At 62.1% G+C, this 23,615-nt stretch carries 23 protein-coding genes; 7 read left to right on the top strand and 16 right to left on the bottom strand.

The annotated features are described in order from the left end of the window. Nucleotides 1-16: 16 nt before the first annotated feature. The 16 genes from P8Q88_RS09405 to P8Q88_RS09330 all read right to left on the bottom strand — a co-directional run bounded on the left by P8Q88_RS09405 (nucleotide 17) and on the right by P8Q88_RS09330 (nucleotide 17,619). Entirely contained in the window at nucleotides 17-2,356 is a 2,340-nt protein-coding gene (locus tag P8Q88_RS09405; protein ID WP_278323573.1) for a heavy metal translocating P-type ATPase, read from the bottom strand. Between the two features lie 13 nt (nucleotides 2,357-2,369). Further along, nucleotides 2,370-3,911, bottom strand: coding sequence for a multicopper oxidase family protein (locus P8Q88_RS09400; protein WP_278323572.1), 1,542 nt, complete (start codon nucleotides 3,909-3,911; stop codon nucleotides 2,370-2,372). 58 nt (nucleotides 3,912-3,969) lie between these two features. Beyond that, nucleotides 3,970-4,356 carry a copper-binding protein gene (locus tag P8Q88_RS09395; RefSeq protein ID WP_278323571.1) on the bottom strand — a complete coding sequence of 129 codons (387 nt, stop codon included), beginning with the start codon at nucleotides 4,354-4,356 and terminating at the stop codon, nucleotides 3,970-3,972. After that, nucleotides 4,344-7,502, bottom strand: coding sequence for an efflux RND transporter permease subunit (locus P8Q88_RS09390; protein ID WP_265560222.1), 3,159 nt, complete (start codon nucleotides 7,500-7,502; stop codon nucleotides 4,344-4,346). Before P8Q88_RS09390 ends, P8Q88_RS09395 begins: the two co-directional genes overlap by 13 nt. Then, nucleotides 7,499-8,995: an efflux RND transporter periplasmic adaptor subunit gene (locus P8Q88_RS09385; RefSeq protein WP_278323570.1), complete on the bottom strand. Its 1,497-nt coding sequence runs from the start codon at nucleotides 8,993-8,995 to the stop codon at nucleotides 7,499-7,501. The genes P8Q88_RS09390 and P8Q88_RS09385 overlap by 4 nt, the downstream gene beginning before the upstream one ends. 8 nt (nucleotides 8,996-9,003) lie before the next feature. Then, entirely contained in the window at nucleotides 9,004-10,239 is a 1,236-nt protein-coding gene (locus P8Q88_RS09380) for a TolC family protein (RefSeq protein ID WP_067684652.1), read from the bottom strand. Nucleotides 10,240-10,354: 115 nt separating this feature from the next. Next, a complete protein-coding gene (locus tag P8Q88_RS09375) occupies nucleotides 10,355-10,774 on the bottom strand; it encodes a hypothetical protein (protein WP_278323569.1) in 420 nt (139 codons plus the stop codon). Further along, nucleotides 10,774-12,123: an MBL fold metallo-hydrolase gene (locus P8Q88_RS09370; protein WP_278323568.1), complete on the bottom strand. Its 1,350-nt coding sequence runs from the start codon at nucleotides 12,121-12,123 to the stop codon at nucleotides 10,774-10,776. The genes P8Q88_RS09375 and P8Q88_RS09370 overlap by 1 nt, the downstream gene beginning before the upstream one ends. Nucleotides 12,124-12,166: 43 nt before the next feature. Beyond that, nucleotides 12,167-12,871, bottom strand: a complete 705-nt coding sequence (locus tag P8Q88_RS09365; protein WP_066761559.1) for an NAD(P)-dependent oxidoreductase — start codon at nucleotides 12,869-12,871, stop codon at nucleotides 12,167-12,169. Nucleotides 12,872-12,979: 108 nt separating this feature from the next. Next, entirely contained in the window at nucleotides 12,980-13,468 is a 489-nt protein-coding gene (locus P8Q88_RS09360; protein ID WP_066761563.1) for a DUF6692 family protein, read from the bottom strand. Further along, complete coding sequence (locus tag P8Q88_RS09355) at nucleotides 13,465-13,992, bottom strand: DUF305 domain-containing protein (protein WP_172807445.1); 528 nt, start codon at nucleotides 13,990-13,992, stop codon at nucleotides 13,465-13,467. The genes P8Q88_RS09360 and P8Q88_RS09355 overlap by 4 nt, the downstream gene beginning before the upstream one ends. After that, nucleotides 13,989-14,402 carry a potassium channel family protein gene (locus P8Q88_RS09350; protein WP_054527894.1) on the bottom strand — a complete coding sequence of 138 codons (414 nt, stop codon included), beginning with the start codon at nucleotides 14,400-14,402 and terminating at the stop codon, nucleotides 13,989-13,991. The genes P8Q88_RS09355 and P8Q88_RS09350 overlap by 4 nt, the downstream gene beginning before the upstream one ends. Further along, on the bottom strand, nucleotides 14,399-15,703 hold the full coding sequence (locus tag P8Q88_RS09345; protein WP_255356054.1) for an APC family permease: 1,305 nt from the start codon (nucleotides 15,701-15,703) through the stop codon (nucleotides 14,399-14,401). Before P8Q88_RS09345 ends, P8Q88_RS09350 begins: the two co-directional genes overlap by 4 nt. Nucleotides 15,704-15,987: 284 nt before the next feature. Beyond that, nucleotides 15,988-16,260, bottom strand: coding sequence for a hypothetical protein (locus tag P8Q88_RS09340; RefSeq protein WP_010240151.1), 273 nt, complete (start codon nucleotides 16,258-16,260; stop codon nucleotides 15,988-15,990). A gap of 211 nt (nucleotides 16,261-16,471) precedes the next feature. After that, on the bottom strand, nucleotides 16,472-16,936 hold the full coding sequence (locus tag P8Q88_RS09335) for a DUF411 domain-containing protein (protein WP_066761567.1): 465 nt from the start codon (nucleotides 16,934-16,936) through the stop codon (nucleotides 16,472-16,474). Beyond that, nucleotides 16,933-17,619 (bottom strand): class I SAM-dependent methyltransferase, encoded by a 687-nt coding sequence (locus P8Q88_RS09330; protein ID WP_229660409.1) that lies wholly within the window; start codon nucleotides 17,617-17,619, stop codon nucleotides 16,933-16,935. The genes P8Q88_RS09335 and P8Q88_RS09330 overlap by 4 nt, the downstream gene beginning before the upstream one ends. A 151-nt stretch (nucleotides 17,620-17,770) precedes the next feature. Between P8Q88_RS09330 and P8Q88_RS09325 the strand changes: the two genes are divergently transcribed. From P8Q88_RS09325 to P8Q88_RS09295, 7 genes are read left to right on the top strand one after another with little or no spacing between them, the layout of a single operon-like run. Next, on the top strand, nucleotides 17,771-18,067 hold the full coding sequence (locus P8Q88_RS09325; RefSeq protein WP_066761572.1) for a hypothetical protein: 297 nt from the start codon (nucleotides 17,771-17,773) through the stop codon (nucleotides 18,065-18,067). A 3-nt stretch (nucleotides 18,068-18,070) separates the two neighbouring features. Next, entirely contained in the window at nucleotides 18,071-18,505 is a 435-nt protein-coding gene (locus P8Q88_RS09320) for a Spy/CpxP family protein refolding chaperone (protein ID WP_008603940.1), read from the top strand. Between the two features lie 6 nt (nucleotides 18,506-18,511). Further along, nucleotides 18,512-19,072, top strand: a complete 561-nt coding sequence (locus tag P8Q88_RS09315) for an RNA polymerase sigma factor (RefSeq protein ID WP_066761573.1) — start codon at nucleotides 18,512-18,514, stop codon at nucleotides 19,070-19,072. Between the two features lie 55 nt (nucleotides 19,073-19,127). Beyond that, nucleotides 19,128-20,936 (top strand): copper resistance system multicopper oxidase, encoded by a 1,809-nt coding sequence (locus P8Q88_RS09310; protein ID WP_066761574.1) that lies wholly within the window; start codon nucleotides 19,128-19,130, stop codon nucleotides 20,934-20,936. Beyond that, nucleotides 20,933-22,246 carry a copper resistance protein B gene (locus P8Q88_RS09305; RefSeq protein WP_066761575.1) on the top strand — a complete coding sequence of 438 codons (1,314 nt, stop codon included), beginning with the start codon at nucleotides 20,933-20,935 and terminating at the stop codon, nucleotides 22,244-22,246. Before P8Q88_RS09310 ends, P8Q88_RS09305 begins: the two co-directional genes overlap by 4 nt. A gap of 24 nt (nucleotides 22,247-22,270) precedes the next feature. Then, complete coding sequence (locus tag P8Q88_RS09300; protein ID WP_082924209.1) at nucleotides 22,271-22,789, top strand: YybH family protein; 519 nt, start codon at nucleotides 22,271-22,273, stop codon at nucleotides 22,787-22,789. A 27-nt stretch (nucleotides 22,790-22,816) separates the two neighbouring features. Then, nucleotides 22,817-23,548: a PepSY domain-containing protein gene (locus tag P8Q88_RS09295; RefSeq protein WP_009823988.1), complete on the top strand. Its 732-nt coding sequence runs from the start codon at nucleotides 22,817-22,819 to the stop codon at nucleotides 23,546-23,548. The last annotated feature ends 67 nt before the right edge of the window (nucleotides 23,549-23,615 follow it).

Here is a 23,615-nt window from a genome sequence, read left to right as displayed (position 1 = left end):
GTCCCGCCCTCACCGCTCAGGTATCGAATTTGGGAAGAGCGAGGCCGCGCAGGCGCAGGGCGTTGCCGATCACCGATACCGAAGACAGGCTCATCGCTGCGGCCGCGATCATCGGGTTCAAAAGCAACCCGGTCCATGGATAGAGGACACCTGCAGCGACCGGAATTCCGAGCGCATTATAGGCAAAGGCAAAGAACAGGTTCTGCCTGATGTTGCGCATAGTGGCCCGAGACAGGACGAGCGCCTGAACAACGCCGACGAGGTCGCCGCGCACCAATGTCACGCCCGCGCTTTCGATCGCGACATCGGTACCCGTTCCCATCGCGATGCCGACATGCGAAGCGGCAAGCGCGGGTGCGTCGTTTATGCCGTCGCCGGCCATAGCGACCCGGCGACCCTCGCTCTTCAACTGCTCGATCTTGCGATGTTTGTCCTCGGGCGAGACATTCGCTTCGACTTCGTCGATACCGACCTGGCTTGCTACCGCACGCGCGGTGGCTTCGCTGTCGCCGGTAAGCATCACGATCTTGATGCCGCGCTCATGCAGCGCGGCAATAGCGGTGCGGCTGGTTTCCTTGATCGGATCGGCGACAGCGATAAGGCCTGCCGGTGCCCCGTCCACGGCCACGAACATCACCGTCTGTCCGAGGCTTCGGCCTTCGTCCGCCGTTGACCGCCAGCCTTCTTCGAGCGCCCCTATACGCTCCATCATCTTTTCATTCCCGATCGCGACCCTGCGCTTGTCGACATTTGCCTGGATGCCTTCGCCGGTCACGGACTCGATATCGGAAGCGTCGAGAATGGCAGCGCCCCTGTTTTGAGCCCCTTCCACGATCGCGTGGGCGAGCGGATGCTCGCTTCCTCTCTCAACGGCAGCGACAAGGCTCAGCAATTCCTGCTCGTCGAAATTTGGCTGCGGTTTTACGTCGACAAGATCAGGCTTGCCCCGGGTCAGCGTTCCGGTCTTGTCGACGACCAGCGTATCGATCTTTTCCAGCGTTTCGAGCGCTTCGGCGTTCTTGATCAGGATCCCGTGCTGCGCGCCCTTGCCGGTACCGGTCATGATCGACATCGGCGTCGCCAGTCCGAGCGCGCAGGGACACGCGATGATCAGAACGGCGACCGCGTTGACGAGCGCGTAGGCAAGGGCCGGTGCCGGTCCCCAGATGGCCCAGACGACAAAACTCACGATAGCGACAAGGACGACGATGGGTACGAACCATCCGGTGACCTGGTCGGCGAGCCGCTGGATCGGTGCCCGGCTGCGCTGGGCCTCCGCGACCATCTGCACGATCTTCGAGAGCATGGTGTCCGCGCCGACCTGCGTCGCGCGCATGGTGAAGCTGCCGGTCTGGTTTACGGTGCCCCCGATCACGGGATCGCCCGCGCTTTTCTTGACGGGAATGGGTTCGCCACTGATCATGGATTCGTCGATGGCACTGCTTCCATCCTCGAGCGTGCCATCGACGGGGACCTTGTCGCCCGGACGCACGCGCAGCAGGTCCCCCGACGTCAATTCATCGAGCGGTACTTCGCGCTCGTCCCCGCGACCGAAGATCTTCATCGCGGTCGGGGGGGCGAGTTCGAGAAGCGCTCGCAAGGCGCTCGATGTCGATCCGCGCGCCTTGAGCTCGAGCACCTGCCCGAGCAGCACGAGGGTCGTGATAACCGCTGCGGCCTCGTAATAGACGCCGACCCGGCCCGCATGATCGCGGAATGCCTCGGGAAAGATGTCCGGGGCGAGGGTTGCCACAAGGCTGAACAGATAGGCGATGGCAACGCCGAAGCCGATCAGGGTGAACATGTTGAGGTTCATGGTCCGGACCGATTGCAGCGCGCGGGTGAAGAAGGGCCAGCCGCCCCAAAGCACCACCGGAGTTGCCAGCAGGAGCTGCAGCCACTGCGCGATAACGGGTTCGATGACCTGATCGAACGGTCGCGACGGGATCATGTCGCCCATCGCATAGGCGAAGAGCGGCAGCGTGAAGAGCGCGCTCCACCAGAACCTTCGCCGCATGTCGACGAGTTCGGGATCGGGGCCCTCGTTCAGAGTGACCGTTTCGGGTTCGAGGGCCATCCCGCATATCGGGCAAGAGCCCGGCCCCGGCTGCCGGATCTCCGGATGCATCGGACAGGTGTATATGGTACCTTCCGGGACATCCTCGACAGCATCGAGGTGCGCCTTCGAAAGATACATCTCCGGATCCGCGCGGAACTTGTCGAGGCAGCGCGAGGAGCAGAAGTAATGGTCGCCACCCTCGTGTCGATCGACGAAGCGGGCGCCGTCCATCTTCACGCTCATTCCGCAAACGGGGTCGGTCGCCATACCCTCGATTGCATTGTGCCCATCGCTCATCTGTCGTTCTCCCCTAATTGGCCATCACCACGAACTGCCCCATCATGCCTGCGTCCTCGTGCTCGAGGATATGACAGTGATACATGTAGGGATTGTCGGGATCGGTATTCTCTTCGAACCGCAACAGCAGCCTGACCTGTTCACGTGGCTTGACGATAACGGTGTCCTTGAAGCCCGCCTCTTCCGCCTGCGGAGGCCGACCGTCCCGGTCGAGCAAGCGGAACTGCACATTATGAATATGAAAGGGATGGGCCATCATCGATGCGTTGGCGATTTCCCATATTTCCCACTGACCCACCGGTACGCGCTGATTGATGACATCCATGTCCATGGTCTCGCCGTTGATCGCCATGCCCCGACCCATCATGCCCATATCGAGTACGAAACGGCGGCTGCGAACGGCGAGCGAGGGGTCTGGCGCGGCTAGCGCGGCCAGGGTGGGCGGGAGCATCACTGGAGTCGATGATCCGGAGGGACGCATATCGAGGATCGAAAAGGCGCTGCCCTGCCTCTCGCGACCGGTCCGGTTTCCCATCATTCCGCCGTCCATCATACCCCCGCCTTCTCCGGCCATCATGCCCATGGCGTTATCAGGACTGCTGGCATTCAGGCGCAGCGGGCGCCCTTCGGAAAGGTCGACGATCACTTGTGCGCGTTCGCCTGGGGCAAGGGTAAGACTGCGAATCTCGCGGGGTGCGGCAAGCAGGCCGCCATCGCTTGCGATGAGTTGCATCGGACGATCACCTTCGAGCGAGAAGGTGTAGAACCGCGCATTCGATCCATTGAGAAGCCGCAGGCGCAGCGGACCGGCGGTGGCGTCGAAAACGGCATTGGCCGTTCCGTTCACATAGATGCGCTCACCTATCACCCCCATCATCCGCGAGTGCATGTTGAGCGGGTAAACGAGGCGGCCTGAGCTGTCGATCACGCGATCCTGCACGACGAGCGGGATATCATCTACACCGTACCGGCTCGGCAGATCGAGGCGATCCTCTTCCTCGTCGCGCACGTAGATCGGGGCAGCAAGTCCGGCATAGACCTGTGGTCCGGCCCGGCGATGCGTATGAGAATGATACCAGTATAGCGAAGCGCGCTGGCGTATTTCGAAGGACGGGCTCCAGCGCTCACCGGGCCGTATGAGCTGGTGCGGCCCGCCATCCGCTGTGGCGGGAAGTTCGAAACCATGCCAGTGGACGGTCGCATCTTCGGCAAGCTTGTTGTCGATGTGAAAGCGAACCTGTTCGCCGCGGCGCATTTCGAGGGTCGGGCCGAGATAGGATGCGTCGATACCGATCGTCGGAGACGGAGTGCCGGGCACGAATTCTTTCTCGCCCGATGTCAGGGACAGGCGAAAGACACGCTCCCCCCGTTCGATGGTTCCTGCCTGTAGCTCAGGTATGGCGAGGGGATTGCTAGCGCCTGATCGATCGAGCGACATCCTACTTTGCGTGTCGCAACCCACTAGCGGCAGCACCGCGAAACTCGTCGCCGCGAGGCCGACGCTCTTCATGAAGTCGCGGCGATCCTGAAAGTTGGGCCTGTCGATACCTGGCATATTCACCTGCTTTGGCGTGGGAGGCGCCGGCGCGACCGAGCACCTCCCACTTATTTTTCTATCGCGGCGTCACCGAGGTAACGACACTGCCTTCGGTTCCAGTACGAAATTCGAAGGCTATTCCCTCACCGATACTGACCTGTTCGAGGATCTGCGCGTCGGCTTCGAAGGCCATGGTCATTGCCGGCCATCCGATACTTTCGACCGGACTATGCTCGATGGTCACGGTGCCCGCCTCGGGATCGATGGCTGTAACCGTTCCCTCCGCGCTGGCGCTCTGCTCGCCGCCGGTCTCCTCCGCCATCGGCATTTCGCCTGACATGGGCATACTGTCCGAGTTCGCCATTTCGTCAGGCATCATGGTCTCGGAGGTATCGTCCGCAGAATCGCAGGCTGCAAGCGCCAGCGGTGCCGCGAGCAGGATTATGTAGGTTAGGGTACGCATTCTTCTTCTCCTTGAGAATTGGCCGGTTTTTCCGGACGGGGGCGCCGCAACAACAGATAAGCGGCGGGAAGCAGGAACATGGACAGGAGCGGGGCGGTGATCATGCCGCCGACCATCGGCGCGGCGATGCGGCTCATGACTTCCGAGCCCGCGCCCGTGCCGATCAGGATCGGAAAGAGACCGGCAAGGATGACTGCGACGGTCATCGCCTTGGGCCGCACGCGCAGGAGCGCGCCTTCCCGGATGGCCTCGTCTACTTCTTCGGCGCTCAGATCACCGCGCCGCCGCTCCAGTGCGGCTTTCAGGTAGATCAGCATCACCACGCCGAATTCGGCGGAGACGCCGGCAAGCGCGATGAAACCGACCGCAGTCGCCACCGACTGGTTGTAGCCCATCAGATAGAGCAACCAGTATCCGCCCGTCAGCGCGAAGGGCAGCGTGCCCATGATCAGCAAGGCTTCGTCCCAGCGCCGGAAAATGAGATATAGCAGCAGGAAGATGATCGCGAGCGTCGCGGGAACCACGACCTTCAGTCGCTCATATGCGCGCGTCAGATATTCGAACTGGCCCGCATAGGACAGGCTGACGCCGGCAGGAAGATCGGCACCCGCGGCGACGACCTCCTGCAGATCGGCGACCACCGAGGTAAGATCGCGGCCCCGGACGTCGACGTAGATGTAGCTGGTCAGTCGGCCCTGTTCGCTCTTGAGCATGGGCGGACCGTCGCTGACGGCGATACGGGCGACAGTGCCAAGCGTGATCTGTTGGCCGGACGGCGTCAGAACCGGCAAGGCCCTGAGTTCCTCGACGCTGTCCCTGATTTCGCGGGGATAGCGCACATTGATCGGATAGCGCGCCAGCCCCTCGACGGTCCGTGCGACATTGGCACCGCCAACTGCACCAGAGACGATCTGCTGGATGTCGGCAATGTTGAGCCCGTATCGCGCGGCCGCCATCCGGTCGATATCGACATCGACATACCGACCGCCCGACAGCCGCTCGGCCAGGGCGGAACTCACGCCAGGCACGGTCTTGGCGATACGCTCCACATCGAGTGCAACGCGTTCGAGTTGATCGAGATCGTCGCCTGAAACCTTGACCCCGATCGGGCTCTTGATCCCGGTCGCGAGCATGTCGATCCGGTTGCGGATCGGCGGCACCCAGACATTGGCGAGGCCCGGCACCTGGACGACCCGGTCAAGTTCCTCGACCAGCAGATCGGGCGTCATTCCCTCGCGCCACTCCTCGCGCGGCTTGAAGCGGATCGTCGTTTCGAACATCGTCAGGGGAGCCGGATCCGTCGCTGTATCGGCGCGCCCCGCCTTGCCGAACACCGTTTCCACCTCGGGGACCGACTTGATCAGGCGATCGGTGCGCTGCAGCAGCGCCGAAGCCTCGCCGGGGGAGAGGCCGGGCAGCGCGCTCGGCATATAAAGCAAATCGCCTTCATCGAGCGGCGGGAGGAACTCGCCGCCAAGCCGGGTGAAGGGGATCGCGGTGGTCAGGAAGATCAGCGCCGCGATCACCAGCGTTGCCTTTGGGCGCCGCATGACCCAGTCGAGCCCCGGACGATAGATTTTCGTCAGCCAGCGGTTGAGAAAATTGGAATCCTCCGAAGGGATCTTCCCACGGATCAGCCATCCCATCATTACCGGCACCAGCGTTACCGACAGAATGGCCGCGGCCGCCATGGCATAGGTCTTGGTGAAAGCGAGCGGAGCGAACAACCGCCCTTCCTGCGCCTGCAGGGTGAAGACCGGTAGGAACGACAGCGTAATGATCAGCAGACTGAAGAACAACGCCGGTCCCACTTCCTTCGATGCATCGGCGATGATCCGCCAGCGTTCCTTCACCGCGAGCACGGTATCGGGATTCTCGTGTTCCCATCGCTCGAGATGCTTGTGCGCGTTCTCAATCATGACGACGGCGGCATCGACCATCGCACCGACCGCGATGGCTATTCCACCCAGCGACATGATGTTGGCATTGACGCCCTGGATGCGCATCACGATGAAGGCCGCGAGCACGCCCAAAGGCAGGGTGATGATGGCGACAAGTGCCGAGCGCGCGTGCCAGAGGAACAGCGCGCATACGAGCGCCACGACGATAAACTCTTCGATGAGCTTCGTGGTGAGGTTCTCTATAGACGCATCGATGAGCTGAGAGCGATCGTAGGTCGTGACGATCTCGACGCCTTCGGGAAGGCTTGCCTGCAAGTCGTCGAGTTTCTGTTCGACGGCCTGTATTGCGCTTCTTGCATCCGCACCCTGGCGCAGGACGATGATGCCGCCGGCAACCTCGCCTTCGCCATTGAGCTCGGCGATGCCTCGGCGCAGTTCGGGGCCGACCTGGATCGTCGCTACGTCGCCCAGCGTGACCGGAACGCCGCCGCTCACCGCGCGCAGCGGGATCGCCCTGAAATCGTCGAGGTCGCCGAGATAACCCGAGGCACGGACCATATATTCGGCTTCGCCCATCTCGACGATCGAGCCGCCCGCTTCCTGGTTGGCGGACTGGATTGCGCTCACGATCTCGGCGTGAGTCACGCCGAGCGAGGCCATCCGGTAAGGCTCGAGCACGACCTGGTATTGCTTGACCATTCCTCCGACGCTGGCGACCTCGGCAATGCCGGGGATTGTCTTGAGCTCGTAGCGCAGGAACCAGTCCTGCAGGCTGCGCAGTCCGGCAAGGTCGTGTCCGCCGCTGCGATCGATCAGCGCATATTCGTAGATCCACCCTACCCCGGTGGCATCGGGGCCGAGCGTGCTCGTCACGCCATCGGGCAGGCGGACCTGCACCTGGTTGAGATATTCGAGCACACGCGATCGCGCCCAGTAGAGGTCGGTACCGTCCTCGAAGATGATATAGACATAGCTGTCGCCGAACATCGAGTAGCCGCGGACGGTTTTCGCCCCCGGCACCGAAAGCATGGTCGTTGCCAGGGGGTAGGTGACTTGGTCCTCGACGATCCGGGGGGCCTGCCCCGGATAGTTTGACCGGACCACAACCTGCACATCGGACAGATCGGGCAACGCGTCGACCGGCGTCGTGCGCACCGCCCAGAAACCGGCCAGCGTTACCGCGACGGCGGCGAGAACGATAAACAGGCGGTTGGCGATCGAGGCATCAATTATCCGAGCAATCATTGTCCGGCCCTCGTGATAGACTCGATCCGGGGGCCGGCATCCTGCTGGGTGAAGGTGAAGCGCACCCTGTCTCCCGTCTCGAGCCCGCGCATTTGCGCCGCGCTCTTCGTGCGGAAGGTCATGGTCATCGCGGGCCAATCGAGCCGGGGCACAGGACCATGCCGCAGCGTCACCGAACCATTGGCGATCGACTGGATCGTGCCGGTGGCACCGAAGGTCGCTGGTTCGTCCTCGCCGCCGGTGGAAGCGTCATCTGCCTGATCGACCGGACGGACGTCGAGTCCGGTAAGGCTTGCTTCGGAATCGAGCAGGAACTGACCCGATGTCACGACCTGTTCGCCGGCCGACAGACCGGCCAGAACCTCGGTCCTGCCACCCGCTTCGCGGCCGATCCGGACCTCGGCGGGCATGAAACCGCCCTCGTCCTGCTTCACCATCACGATGGTTCGACGTCCGGTCCTGATAACGGCTTCGGACGGCACCAGCAGCGCGCGGCGTGTGTCCGGGGTCAGCGAGACCTGTGCGAACATGCCCGGCTTGAGGCGACCGGATGCATTGGGCAGTTGCGCACGAACGGTGATCGTACGGCTTGCATCCTCCGCGCTCGGCAGGATAGCGACAATGGGTCCGGAGAAGCGTTCCTCGGGGAATGCGGTCAGCGTCGCGCTGACAGGTTGCCCGACGCGTACATTCGCCGCCTGCGTTTCAGGCACCGCGGCTTCGAGCCAGATCGGTGAGAAACCGGTTATCTCGGCGAGCGTCTGTCCGGCCATGACTGTCATTCCCGGACGCACGCCGAGCGATGTGATGGCACCTCCAATCGGCGCGGTAACGGTGATCGTGGACTGCGGACGTCCATTGCGCCCTACCGATGAGATCAGGCCTGGAGGCATGCCCAAAAGGCGCATGCGTTCGCGCATGGCCTGCGCAAGTTCTTCATCACCGCTGTTCAGGACGGCCAGATACTCCTGCTGCGCTCCGCCCCATTCGGGAACCAGGATATCCGCGAGCGGCGCGCCCCGTCCAACGACATCGTCGGGCGCGCGGCCGTAGGTTCTTTGTACATAGCCTCCGGCACGTGGCTGGACGATCGCGATGTCGCGTTCGTTGTAGGCCAGAACGCCTGTGACGGTTATTTCCGGCTCGAGGACGCCGTACTCGGCTTCAGTGGTGCGGATGCCGAAATTCTGCACCAGGCCGGGATCTATCCTGACGCCTGCAGTGGCCTCCTCGCCCGCGCACTTGGGCACCAGCTGCATATCCATGAAGGGCGAATTGCCCGGCTCGTCGAAGTGCTGCCCCGGCACCATCGGGTCGTACCAGTAAAGGACCTCCTCGCATTCGGTCGCACTGCCGCCCGCGTCGCTTGCACCACCCTGGCCTTCGCCGAGCTGCGAGAGACCATAGCCGGCGGCAAGACTGATGAGCGCGACCGTGCCTGCCATCGTCCAGGATTTCTGGCGCGGCGACAGCCTGTCCCACGCGGCTCCCATTGCGGCTCTCATCGGCCATACTCCCCATAGGTCAGTCGCAGGTTCGCGGCGGCTTCGACGGTCGCTTCCTCGCGTTGCAGAATGTCCACCCGCAGCACGGCGAGCGTTTTGATGGCGTCGATGACGTCGAGCAGTTCCGCGCGGCCCGCGGCAAAGCTCGCGCGCTCGAGGTCCACGCGGCTTTCGGCAAGGGGAAGCAATTCGTCGGTCGCGCGCTGCCATTGTCGATAAGCGCTGCGCCATGCCGCGAGATCGGTTTCGAACCGGGCTTCGAGTTCACGCAGCCGATCGGCTCTGGCCGACTGTGCCGCAGCCGCTTCGGCTTCGGCGGCGGCTATACGCGGGTTTTGGCGCCGGTCCGCGAAAATCGGGAGCGTGATCGAACCCATCACCGAGATTGCATCGCCAAAATCGGGATCGCGCCGTCCATAGCTCACATTGACGCCGAAATCCGGACGCCTTTCCGATCGGGCAAGATCGCTTCTCGCTTCCGCTTGGCGGACCTGCGCAAGCGCCACGACGAGCTCCGGATTGCTTTGAAGCATGGCCCGCAAACCTTCGGGATCGAGATCGGCCGAAGGGATGGTTCCGGTCGCGGTGGCGGTCGGCAGAGCGGTATAGCGCGACAGCATGGCCTGAGCGGCCTCTCGGTCGGCCTCGATCCTGGTCCGCATATCCTCGACTTCGAGCACGGCACGGCGTATTTCCAGACTTTCGGCGGGTCTGGCCGAACCGGCGGCGACAGCACTGCGCGCGAGTGGTACGAGCCCCTCGATTTCAGCAAGTGCATCGTCGGCGACGGTCAGAGCCCGTTGGGCATAAGCCAACGAAATCCATGCCATTCCTGCTCCGACGCGTACCCTGTAACGGGTCTGACGCAATTGTGCTGCGGCAAGGTCGATGTCGGCGTCCGCCATTCCGAACCGGGCCCGACGTTTCGCGAGATTGGGAATCTCCTGTTCGATACCGACTTGGATTTGCGTAGGGAGCTGGCGACCCAGCTCGAACGCAGCCGGCCCGCTTACCGGCAGGTTCTGGATGCCCGCGCGAAGGCGCGGATCGGGCAGTTCATCGGCAGCGTCGGCGATCTCGCGCCGGGCGTCCAGTCGCAGCTCGCTTGTGCGAACCTGGGGCTGGTCGCTCGTTGCTGCTCGCAAAGCTTCTTCATAGCCCACCGACTGGGCATTACTCGCCGGCGCGAGGGCCAGCAGGACCGGAATCGCGGTCCAAGTAATTCGTTGCATGATCGTTCATCCGCAAAAGGAGCGCGTCAGACACGCGTTCCGGATCACCGGCCCGCATCGAGCGCAGGTCGTCCATCCAGAGGCAGGAGCGCACAGGCTTATGCCTGCACGCGGGTCATGCCGGAAATTGCGGAGGTGGCGGTTCTGGCCCCAGCCTTTGGGCCGCGAGCGAATTGGAGACTAATCTGCTGAACTGAGAAGCCTGCGCCGGTATTTCACCGACCAGGGTCGCATCACCCCCTGGAACGAGGGGCGGGATGCAGCCGAATGCCACGAGACAATCCAGCCGAAGGTTCTTGCAAGGCACGCCGTCATGATCGTCCATGGAAGCTGCGCCCGCCATCATCTCCATCTCGGCGCAGGCCGGTTTGCCTGCATCGACCGCCTGAGGCAGGGCAGATGCATGCGCTGCCGACTGGACGAACAGCCCGCAGGCGATCAGTAGCAGTCCAAGGGTGCGCAAGACTCGCAAAAAAAAAGCGTAAAGCTTTGAAGAGCGCAAGACAAGGACCTCGCATCGGGTGCGATGGTTCATCACGACGCGTGCTGCCAGGCACCCATCGAGCCCAGATATATATCGAGCTTGCCAAATCCTTTGCTTTGCAGCCAGCCCGCCGCCACACTCGCACGCATTCCACTGGCACACATGACGGAATAGGCGCGTTCGCGATCGAGCTCGGCGAAGCGGGAATTGAGCTCGCCCACGTAGATGTGGTCCGATCCCTCGATCGCGCCGCTGCGCCGCTCATCGAGGTCACGCACATCGAGCAAGGTCCAGTCGTCGCGCTTGCGCTCGAGACGATCCTGAACCTCGTTCGTCCCGATCATCGGAAGGCTCGCCATCTTCATTCCTTGCGCTGCAGCCGGCACGATACCGACATAGCCGCCGACGATCGAGTCGAGCCCGATCCTCACAAGGTGCGTCATGGCCGAAGCCAGCTGGTCTTCCGCCGATCCGACGAGGGCGATTGTTTCACCCTCCCTGATGAACCAGCCCGCAATCGCCGAAATCATGCCGACCGGAAGGCATATCGAACCAGGCAGATGCCCGCTTGCGTATGCAAGCGGATCCCGCACGTCGACGACATGGTCGGCGTCGATTTCGCGGATGTCCGAGAGCATGAGACGTTTTGGTCGCAGGATCCGTGGCGCAGGAGATGTTCCCTCGACATTCAGACGCTCCATCAGTCTGAAATAGGGTGGCTGGTAATGATGCTCGGCGAGCTTCGCCTCGATGAATTCCTCGCGATCGGCTATCTGGAGCCGCGGATTGTTGCGACGTTCGTGGCCTATGGTCGAGAATTCCCGGTTCGCCATTCCCGAACCGCAGACCGAGCCTGCTCCATGCGCGGGGTAAATGATCGCCTGGTCACCCAGACCGCAAATCTTCTGCAGTGAATCGTACAGGAGGCCCGCGACCTCCCGCGCGCGCTCGGGATAGAAATCGGTGCGTCCGACGTCGCCAACGAAGAGCGCATCGCCGGTGAACACGCCGACCGGTCCTTCGGGAAAATCGTCGTCATGGAGGACGAAGGCGAGATGATCGTCGGTGTGACCGGGAGTTTCGAGCACCGAAATCCGCAACTTCCCGATCTCGAAAACGTCGCCCTCTCGCGCGGTGTCGGCGAAAACAATCTCGTCCGCAGGGTTTGGACCGTGCAGAACGCGGGCACCGGTCATTTTGGCCAATACCGGCGATCCCGTGATGAGATCCTCATTCCTGTGCGTTTCGAAGATATGCGTGATCTCCAGCCCTTCGGCGCGGGCACGCTCGACATAAATCTCGCAGTCCCGGCGCGGATCGATGACCGCTGCCTTGCCCTGCGAACCAATCAGATAGGAAAGGTGGGAGAGGCCGGGGGTCTTTATCTTCTCGAGCAGCATGTTTTGCCTCGTCGTTAGAGTGTTTCCGCGAGCCCGCGTCGATCTAGTCGATCCCGAATTCGGCTTTGAGCGCCGAGACGTTCTCGAAGCGGTCTGCTTCTGGCCGGGCGATAGCGGGTTTAGCGTTGACCCAGGTGTTCTCGCAGACGAATTCGAGCATGGCTGCCGCGAGGTCGGCGTGCCTGCAACGAAAGCAACCCTCGGCAAGACGCTCGTCGGTAATGACGGCTTCACCCGTATAGGGTTCGTCGAGGAGCCAGCCCGGTCGCGCAGCCGTCCATTTCAGGCCTTTCGCGCGCTCCAGAAGATCTTCCATGGCGCGCATCTGTTCGAGAATATTGTGCAAGGCTGGTCTTGCCGTGAGCTCGAACCATGCAGGAACGCTGGGTTGCGGCTCTACAAACGCCGCCGATATCACGACGATCTGGGAAATGCCGGTCGTCGACATCGCTTCCACCAGCCTGCGGGTTCCCTCCGTGTAAAGCGGAGGCGGATCGATCGTCGTGGATGGACTGAACCCTATACCGAGTGCGGAAATGACCGCACGACAACCTTCAAGCTCGCTGCTGAAGTCGTCATTGAGAACGTCGCACTGGAAATACTCGACATTGTCGACCCTGTCCGATGGTTCGGGCAGGGTGTGTTCGAACGCTCGTACCGCGATGCCCTTGCGGACCGCATGGCGCAATATTTCCGTGCCGGTCTTTCCTCCGGCACCGAAGACCGCAAGGGGGGCTGCATCGGTCACAGGCTCAGCTTCCACTGTAGCACCTCATTGTAAATTCGGCCGCGCTTGCCGGGCCGATCATGATTATGGAGCGGGCACCGACGGAAGCCGGCGCCCGCTCGCTCGTGTTCACGCTTCGCTGTTGCCGCAAGTCGTGTACCCCCAGAACCCGAACTCGTCCTTCATCCGGGGGCCGGCGACGATGAGCTCCTGCATTTGCAAGCCCGCGTCTCCTTCGTCATCGAGAATGCGCGTACGGATACGAAGCTCACCATTCGCATACTCACCCGAGGCGCTTGCCGTAACAGGGATCAGCTTGCCGTTGATCTTGATGGCCCCGCGACCGCTGTTGTCGTAGACGAATGACGGAAAAGCGACCTCGGTCAGGCGGAACTGGCACGTGTTTTCGGCTCCCAGCGCGGCGAGGTCCGCCTCGCTCATGGTCTCGGGCAGCATGAGGCCGGGGCTGAGGTTGGCAAGAGCGCTCGCAGCACTCTCTATCGGAGCTGCCGTCGCCGGAGGATCGAGCTGCGCTTCGCGATCATTGCCGACCGCGGTATTGGTGTTGCAGGCCGCCAGCGGGAGGGCTGCAAGCGTCAGAAGTGCGATCTTGTTCATTGCTGCATCTCCTCGGGCAGGCGTTCTTCGGTGCGTGGACCGTTCTCCTCGATGTCCTCGATGAGATATTTCATCTCGGCGATCTCACGCCGCTGCGCGACGATGATGGCCTGCGCAAGTTCGCGAACCCGCGGATCCTTCAGGCTCGCCCTCTCGCTGGTCATGATCGCGATCGAGTGGTGCGGGATCATCGCGGCCATGTATTCGGTGTCGTCGACCGTGGTCTGGCTGCGTACGAGCCATAGCGCGAGTGCGAATACGAGGGCTCCGACGCCCAGGATGATGAAGTTCTTGGTCCGGTCCTTGTACATGCCCCACATGAAGAGAAGCATGACCACCATCATCATCGCGCCCATGACGAACATCATCCAGAAGCGCGTCTCGCTCCAGAACACGTCGTCCATGTCGAAGCTGTTGGCGTACATCAGGAAGAACATGATCACGGTCGAGGTCGATACCATGGCCATGAATCGCCAGTAGTTCCCGCCCCCTCCCTTATCCGAGTGGGATGTGCTTTCAGTCATGCGTTTTCTCCTTCCTTCATCATGGTCCAGAACAATTGTGCCGAGCAGCTGATGAGCGCGAAGCCGGTCAAGGCTTCGACGCCGGCAATGACGCGCAGGTGCTCGGTCGGGTAGATGTCGCCGAGCCCCAGCGTGGTCACGTTGATCAGCGAGAAATAGAAATAGTCCATCGCACTCATCGCCGGCGTCTTGTCGAACCCGCCGAGGCCCAGCTCCGCGCCCAGCCAGAAACCGCCAGCGAAGAGCGTCGCGACAAGCAGGTGCGATGCCAGGACGAGAAGCGCGACCCCAAGTTTGGCGGAGAAATTTCCGGGTGCGTCGAGCATGCGATGCCCTGCGCCGAGGATCGACAGATGCACGCCGACCGAGGCCAGGAAAAGTGCAATGGCGAGAATTAGTGCGGCGATCATCGATGATCTCCATCGTGTGTGGCGGGCATTTCACGCAGCGCAGGATTCCGACGGAGATAGAACCATTCGGCTCCGAACACTGCGGCAATACCTGCGACCGCATAGGCGACGACCGCAGGGTCGGTTTTGAGCTTGGCGAGGGCAAAAGCTGTCAGGACTACGCCGTCCGCCATGAGCGCCGACCAGAGGATCCAGGCACGCGCGCCTATTTCTTCCCGCAAACCGCGCAGCACGCCCCAATGCACGAGCATGTCCATTACGAGATAGAAGAACGCTCCGAGCGAGGCGATCCGCGAAAGATCGAACAGGACCGCGAGCGTGCCGGCGACCACGACGGTATAGACCAGCATGTGACTGCGGATCGGTCCCTTCATCCCAAAATGGCTATGCGGGATCATCTTCATTTCGGTCAGCATCGTCAGCATTCGCGAAACGGCGAAAACGCTGGCGATGACACCCGAGGTCGTGGCTGCGATCGCGATTGCGACTGTGAAATAGAACCCAAGCTCTCCGAGCGCGGGGCGCGCAGCTGCCGCAAGCGAGTAATCGCGCGCTTGCGCTATTTCCGAAGTGCTGAGGCTGGCTCCGACCGCCACCGCGACCAGAAGGTAGACGACCACGCATACTGTGATCGAAATGATAATAGTTCTGCCAACATTTCGGTGCGGATCGATGATTTCGCCGCCGCTGTTGGTGATGGTGGTGAAACCCTTGAACGCGAGGATCGAGAAGGCGACCGACGCGAGCAACGCGTCGAGACCCGAAAGCGCGACTGGCTCTGAGAAGGCGCCGCCCGAAAAGCCGCTGGCCCAGATCGCCGCAATCGCGAACAGGGCGATGCCGCCGATCTTGATCGCCGACATGACGAGAGAGAAACCGCTGACCGATTTGTTGCCTGCCGCATTCACGAAATAGGCGAAGACGATGAGCGCCAGTGCCGCGACGGAAACCAGAATGCCGCTGCTCTCGAGCCCAAAGGGCCGCAAGGCATAGGTCGCGAAGGTCCGAGCGACCAGGCTTTCGTTGATGACCATCGACAGCGCCATCAGGAGCGATGCCGATGCTGCAACAACACCCGGTCCGTAGGCCTTCTGAAGAATCATCGCGATGCCGCCAGAGGAGGGCCAGCGGTTCGACATCTTGATGTAGCTGTAGGCGGCTAGGGAAGTGACCAGGGCGCCGACTATGAAAGAAAGCGGAAATAGCGGTCCAGCCAGTTCGGCAATCTGGCCGGTCAGTGCGAAAATACCAGCGCCGATCATGACGCCGGTTCCCATTGCGACACCGCCAAGCAGCGTTATCGATCCAGCACTCTTCCCATGTTGATCGTTGCCATCTGTCTGCAAGTCTTTCCCCTGTCGATGTCCTCCCGTCCGAGAAACATCACGACAAGCAGTACGTTGCGAAGCGGCTCACCCCTCAAAAAATTTTCTGGCGGGGCATGAGCCATCCTTGGGCTGGCCCCGAAATCGCGTTGAGCTATCGATTTCCGGCGGCGCGCTCTTTCTTCCTGCAGCGATGCCGATGGCGGCGCGTCAAGGCACGGCAGTCCACGCTGAGTGCGCCTAATATTCAGCGCGTCAAATCAGGAAAACCGGGCCTGGAAAAACCGGTGCAGCGGGACCGCGATGAGTGCGATGTACCAGCCGTAGAGAAAACTGCCCACCGCTCCTGCAAGAAATCCCGACAGGGTCAGCCATTCGAACCATGGCAGCAACGGAGCCCAGGCTTGGTGCATGTGAAACCGCTCGGGTGCGAGGACTCCGAAGGCAATGCATAGGAGGTAGCTGACAAGCAGGAACACGCTGAGCGTCCAGCCCCATGCGAATATCGAGTTCTTGATTGATCCTTTTACCATCGCATTTCTCCCACTTCGTGCGTCCTAAAATTATGCAAACGGAAGGGTCCGGGACCGTCGGGGCAGCCGGCCCCGGACCCAGCGGGATGATCGACAGGCATCTTAGCGCCCGTCCCGGTGTCCCGGGCTTCTGTGTTATTCCCGCGCGATTGTTCTTCAACGAGACATCGCCCTTATTTCTCGCGCGGCCACTGGCGTCAGTTCCTTACAATCACCGATAAGATGCGAAGACGCTCTGTCCGGTCGGACCAAAGGCGATGACCTCATAGGGCTGGATCCGGTTTCCGGCCTCCATGCCGGGCGATCCCAGAGGCATTCCCGGAACCGCTAGACCGGCAACGCCGTCGGGCCGCTCGCGCAAAAGTCGGGCGACGGCTTCGGCGGGCACGTGACCTTCGATGATGTATCCATCGACCTCCATCGTGTGGCACGACCACAATTCTTCCGGTACGCCGCGCGCTGTCTTGATCGCCGCCATGTCGTTGCTATCGACCGATGCCACCTTCGCGTTCATCCCATCTTCAAGATGGCCTGCCCAGTTGAGACAGCATCCACATCCGGGGTCCCTGAACATCGTATAGGTCGCTGCCTGAGCCACGTTCGAACAGGCTGCCAGCACGAGCAAGGCCGCGCCGCTAATCGATCGCCGGAGCAGCGAAGGCTTTTTCAAATTCATTGTGCAATTCCTTTCTTGTATCCGCGCCATAGCGAGATCGTCCCGGTTGCCGTCGGGAACCGTTGGAGCAGGCATGGCTCGGTGAAGATTTCGGCGAATAGTTTTTCGACCTCGCCGTCGGCGCTGGGCTGCGTGTCGCTTATGCCGTCAAGAGACTGGACGGTCGCCCGGAAGAGGCTCCGCATGAGTGGGCTATCCTGCTTCATATAATCGGAGATCAACACGGTTCCGCCTGGCACGAGCAAGCTTTCGATGGTTTCCAGGATTGTCTGCTTCTTGCGCAAGGGGACCTGGTGCAGGACGAGGCTGCTGACGATCTTGTTCGGCTGCCACCCTGCGGGCAGCTTGAGGCTTTCGAGAAAGCCATTGTGCCATTTCACGAGATCGGCTCCCGCGCCAAACTTGCGCCGCGCAAGCGCGAGCGCATCCGGGTCGGGTTCGACACCGATCAGACCCGCTTCCGGACAATCCGTCATCAAGGCCTTGAGAAGAGTGCCGGTTCCGCTGCCAACATCGATCACCCGGTCGCCGGGGACAAGGTGCAGTTCTTCGACAATCCTTTGTCGCCAGAGATGTTCGCGGGTGAACAGACCGATCGCCCGGTCGTAAAGGGGCGTCAGAAAGCTCTTGCCAAGAAGAGGCGTAAATTCGCCGTGATCTTCAGGTGCGGTGATATTGTTCACGAGCTGGTTCCCATTCATCCCGGGTTAGCCCCGATTCTGACAGACCCGTCTCGGTTACGTATGGCGCTGGACATTCCCTCAAAAAAAGAAGTTTAAGGGATTGTGCAGGCGAGCGCGTATAGGACACGTGCAACCCACAGGAGTTTTTCGGATGCGTGACAATCACTCTCTTGATGCGGTGCTCGGAACGCTTTCCACCACCGCCGCCAACGAGGTCCCAGCCGACTTCATGGATGGCGTTTGGCAGCGCGCCGGACAGCTTGGCGAAATCGCCGACCGACGCCGCCGGACGGCCCTTTTCGTCGGTCTGTTCGTCGTCGGGCTTGGAGCTGGCGCCGGAACGAGCGGTTGGCCCGGCGGCTATGGCACGTCTTCCGCGTCATTTGGCGAGGGTCTTATCCTCGGCGAACAGCTGTCCCCATCGGCGCTCCTCCATGTGGAGCAATAGGGTTTGAAGACGACGCATATCGTTCTCGCGGTGCTTCTCGCAGCACTTGCAGGATGCCTCGGCGCGATTGCCGCGGATCGCTGGGCCAATCACGAGGCCGGCTCCGGCCTCCACGATTTCGTGCACGACGAGCTCACCCTGACGGCCGACCAGGAGCAGCGTCTCGATGCGCTCGAGGCCCGTTTCGCTGTCGAAAGGGCACGGCTCGAAGGATCGGCGCGCGCAGCCAATGCCCGGCTCGCCCAGGCGATGGAAAATGAGCACGAGTACGGTCCCGAGGTTTCGGCCGCGATCGACGAGGTGCATGCGCGTATGGGCGATCTGCAGAAAGCAACGGTACGGCATGTCTTCGACATGCGTGAAATTCTCGAACCCGAGCAGCAACGCCAGTTCGACCGCAAGGTCTCCGACGCCCTGACCCGCGACCCGCGCGACTGAAGCGCCATGTCGGGGGCGGGCGACAATCCGGATGAGGCCCTTGTCTCGCAGGTGAGGGCCGGTAACAAGCGGGCTTTCAGCAAGCTCGTCGAGCATGAAACCGGTCGGCTTCTCGCGCTCGCGACACGCATGCTTTCCTCTCCTTCTCAGGCGGAGGACGTTGTTCAGGACAGCCTCGCTTCGGTGTGGCTGACGCGCCATCGGCTCGATCCGGACAAGCCGATCGGACCCTATCTGACAACCGTCGTCCTCAACCGCTGCCGGGACCGTTTGCGCAGGCGCAAGGTCGCAGGCTTTTTCGGACTGTCGGGTGATGACGAACTCCATTCCATCGCCGACGATTTGCCGGGTCCTGAAGCGTTGGCCGTTTCCAGGGAAGAGCTCAATCTCGTTCAGGCCGAGATCGCGCGAATGCCTTTAAGGCTGCGCGAAGCGCTTGTGCTCGTGACCATCGAGGGGCGTAGCCAGGCCGAGGCGGCCGATCTTCTCGGAACGACCGAAAAGGCGATCGAAACCCGCGTATATCGCGCGCGCAACAGGCTGAAGGAGCGCTTCGAAAAACTTTGAGGGGTTGGCTGGGCGCGCGCGTAAGTAACGGTAAACGCCAAGTCAGGAGCCCTTTATGATCGCCGTCAATCGACGCAAGTTTCTCGGAGCCGGAGCAGGAGGAATGGGTCTGCTCGGCCTTGCCGGGGCGATGCCTGCCTGGGCACGGGGCGCGGACATCCTCGCAGGTAACGCCCGCAAGGGGCTGGACGAGATATCCGGCCCCAATATCGACCTCACCGTTGCCCGATCGGCCTTCGCGACCGGCAACAGGCGCGGCGGCGCGATCGCCGTCAATGGCACGATCCCCGGTCCGCTGTTGCGTTTGCAGGAAGGCACGACCGTCCGGCTCAATGTCCATAACCAGCTCGAGGAAGATACTTCGATCCACTGGCACGGTCTGCTCGTGCCGTTTCAGCTCGATGGAGTGCCCGGCGTGAGCTTCCCCGGTGTCAAACCGGGAGAGACCTTCACCGCCGAGTTTCCGGTTCGCCAATCGGGCACTTACTGGTGGCACTCGCATAGCGGCCTGCAGGAACAGGCCGGGCATTACGGCGCGATCGTGATCGATCCCGCCGGACCCGATCCGGTTCAGGCCGACCGCGAATATATCGTGGTGCTGAGCGAATTCAGCGCCATGTCGCCCCACACCATTTTCGACAAGCTCAAGAAGGGCGAAGGCTACTTCAACTACAACCAGAACACCTGGACCGACGATTACCCGCTTTCGGGCGAGGATCGCCGGATGTGGGCGAAAATGCGCATGATGCCGACGGACATCCTCGACGTGTCGAGCGCGGCTTATACCTATCTTCTGAACGGCCATGGCCCGCTCGACAATCTGGAATACCTCTTCCGCCCGGGCGAACGCGTGCGGCTGCGCTTCATCAATGCCGGCGCCATGACCTTCTTCAATATTCGCATTCCCGGCCTGCCGATGACCATCGTTCAGGCGGACGGGCAGAACGTCGAGCCGGTGGAGGTCGACGAGTTCCAGATCGGTGTGGCCGAGACATACGACGTCGTCGTGACGCCGGGCGCGCAACAAGCCTACACGCTGGTCGCGGAGTCGATGGACCGCTCGGGCATGGGTATTGCCACACTCGCGAGCGCACCCGGCGCTCGCGCCGCCATTCCGCCGCTGCGCGATCCGCCGCTTCTGACCATGGCCGACATGGGCATGAGCGGCATGGACCACGGCTCGTCTGGCGATGCCGGCATGTCGGGCATGGACCACGGAAGTGGCGGCGACATGGCGGGGATGGATCATGGTTCGTCCGGCCAATCCGAGATGGCAGGCATGGCCGGCATGTCGGGGATGCAGATGCGCGACACATCGCTTCTGCCGCCCGATGTGAAGGTCGGGCCCGGTCTCGACATGGTCTCGATGAACCCGGTCGACCGCATGGGCGATCCCGGCATCGGTCTCGCCGATGTGCCGCATCGTACGCTCGACTATCGCAAGCTGCGCGCGCTGACTCCACACCGCGAGGGCCGCACGCCGTCCCGGCGAATGGAAATTCATCTGACCGGCAATATGGAGCGCTACATGTGGTCGTTCGACGGCAAGAAGTTCTCCGCCGTCTCAGACGAGCCGATCCGTTTCGCCTATAACGAGCGCGTGCGCGTGAAGCTCGTCAACGACACGATGATGGCGCACCCCATTCACTTGCACGGTCATTTCTTCGAGCTGGTCAATGGCGCGCCGGCCGATCGTCAACCGCTCAAGCACACGGTAATCCTGCAGCCGGGTGGCAGCGCGCAGTTCGACCTGACGGCGGACGAGCCGGGCGACTGGGCCTTCCACTGTCACCTTCTCTACCACATGCATGCCGGGATGTTTCAGATCGTCACGGTCGCCAATCCCGACGGGAGCGAAGCATGAAAATTCGTATTGTCAGCCTGCTCGCATCGGTCGCAGCCGGCTCAGTTCTCGCCTCCCCCGCGGCGGCGCAGCATGCCGGTCATTCGCCGGCGGAGCCGCAGCAAAGCGCCGAGGCGCAGGCTGACGCGAAGACGAAGTGCGAGGAAGAAGCCGAGCGCCATCGCGCGATGGGGCATCCGGTTGCAGATGGAGCATGCGAACCGGCTGCTCAACCTGAAGCCGCCATGGACCGCTCGCAGATGGATCACTCAACCATGGATCATGGTGCGATGACCGCTCAGGATGGCCATTCTGGCATGACAATGCCTGTGGACGCTGCCCGTCCACAGGCATCGCCCGAAAGTCATGAAGGAATGGATCACGGCTCGATGCCGCAGGGCAAGCCCGCCGAAGGCGCGATGGATCATTCGCAGATGAATCACGGCGAGATGGGTCAGGCGGAGGCCAGTTCGTCGATGGACCATGGGCAGATGGATCACAGCCAGATGAACCATGGGGAGACGCCTTCGCAGGACAGGCAGGGCATGGACCATTCGGCGATGCAGATGGGCTCGGACGATGATATCCCGCTGCTGCCGCCTCCTCCAGAAGCAGGGAGCGGCCCAGCGCGCGCGGCGGTCGCCATCTGGGGCGAGGAAGCCATGAACGAAGCGCGCCGCGAGCTTGTCCGCGAGACCGACGGAGGAATGCGCTTCTGGTTTCAGGGCGACCGGCTCGAGTACCGCGCCCGCGAGGGGAAGGATGGATATCTGTGGGACATCCAGGGATATTATGGCGGCGACATCGACAAATTCTGGTTCAAGTCCGAGGGTGAGGGCAGCTTCGGCGAACCCATAGAAGGCGCCGAGGTCCAGGCGCTCTGGAGCCGCGCCATTGCGCCCTTCTTCGATTTCCAGGCGGGTGTTCGCCAGGACCTGACCGGTCCGGAACGCACGCACGCGGTTATCGGTATCCAAGGGATCGCGCCTTACCAGTTCGAGGTCGATGCCGCGGCCTTCGTCTCCACCAAGGGCGATGTGACGGCGCGTTTTGAGGGCGAACTTGATCAGCGCATCACGCAGCGGCTGATCCTTCAACCGCGTGCCGAAATCGCACTTTCCGCTCAGGATATTCCCGAACTCGGCATTGGCGCTGGCCTCGACCGGATCGAGGCAGGTCTGCGTCTTCGCTACGAGTTCGCACGCGAATTCGCGCCCTATGTCGGCGTTTCCCAGGAATGGCGCATCGGCGACAGCGCGGATTTTGCGCGGGCCGCCGGAGAGGATCCGAGCGTCACCAATTATGTCGTCGGTGTGCGATTCTGGTTCTGAAATCTCAAAAAGGATAGAACTTCCATGACCAAGCCTTTGACACGCATCGCGGCGACTGCGCTTGTTGCCACGCTGATACCGCTGCCAGCCTTCGCGCAGCAGATGGACCACTCTTCCCATGCGAACCATCAGATGCACGCGATGGACGCTTCGGCGGACGATGTCGCGGGCGCTGAAGAAACCCTCAAGGCCTATCGCACCGCTCTTGAAGCGCGCGACGCGCAGGCAATGCGCGCGCTCTTCGCCGAGGACTCGGCGATCTTCGAGAATGGCAAGGCCGAAGGAAGCTTTGCCAATTACATGGAGCACCATTTGGGCCCCGAGCTCGACGCGATTGTGAGCTTCACCTTTACCGACCCCACGCTGACCGTCACCCGGATGGGGCACATGGCCCATGCCTATGAGACGTATGGCTATCGCATCGAACTTAGCGATGGCCGGGTGATCGAGCGCGACGGCGTGGCGACATCGGTGCTTGCTCACGATGCGGACGGGTGGAGAATCGTCCAGTACCATTCCTCGTCGCGCGCGCCGCGCAACTGATTACGGCTTTCGAAGAGGTAGCACCGGTTGGCAACGCCGTCGCTGAAGCTGCGCCTGCATGTGCTCGGCAGCAAGATCCACAAATGGCTGGCGATTTTCGTCGGTGTCCAGGTTCTCTTGTGGATGGGAACCGGCGCCCTCATGTCGTTTCTCGACCTGGAAGAAGTTCGCTCCGAACATGTCGTTTCGCGTGAACAAGAGGCGCTGCCCGCCGATGCCCCGCTCCCGGCCTGGGTCGCAAACGACGGTACTCTTGCAGCGGTAACGACACGTTCGCTCGACGGCGATGCCGTGACCGAGGTCCGCAAGGTTGACGGTAGCGTGAGCCTCCACGATCCGGTGACTGGGCGTAAACTCTCCCCCATCTCGGCGGCAACGGCAAAATCCATCGCCTTGCGCGCATGGACCGGGCCGCGCACGACCATCGAGGCCGCACGGATCGTCGATGACCCCATCGGAACCGAGTTTCGCGGCCCTTTTCCGGCCTGGCAGGTCACCTATGCTGACGAGGCTTCGACGCGCATCTACATCGATGCCGCCAGCGGCACGCTCGGGGCGGCGCGCAGCGATACATGGCGCCTGTTCGATTTCATCTGGGGCCTCCACATCATGGACTGGACCGAGCGCGACCGCATCAACAGTTGGTGGCTGCTGCTGTTCGGCATTGGCGGCACGATCATAGCCCTGTCGGGTTTCGTCCTGCTGGCGAACCGGATGCCGAGGCTGCGCCGCCGCGCAAAGAAGAGCAAGCTCGCCTGAGCCCATGGGGCTTATTCGCGTGGGCGAACGCCTTACCCTCGTTCGCCAGGCCGAACGCGGCCAGGAG

Origin of the sequence: Qipengyuania marincola (assembly GCF_029688625.1) — a bacterium.
GTDB lineage: Bacteria > Pseudomonadota > Alphaproteobacteria > Sphingomonadales > Sphingomonadaceae > Qipengyuania.
The sequence above is the reverse complement of the archived record's forward strand: the minus strand, read 5'-3'. Positions and strand labels throughout refer to the sequence as shown.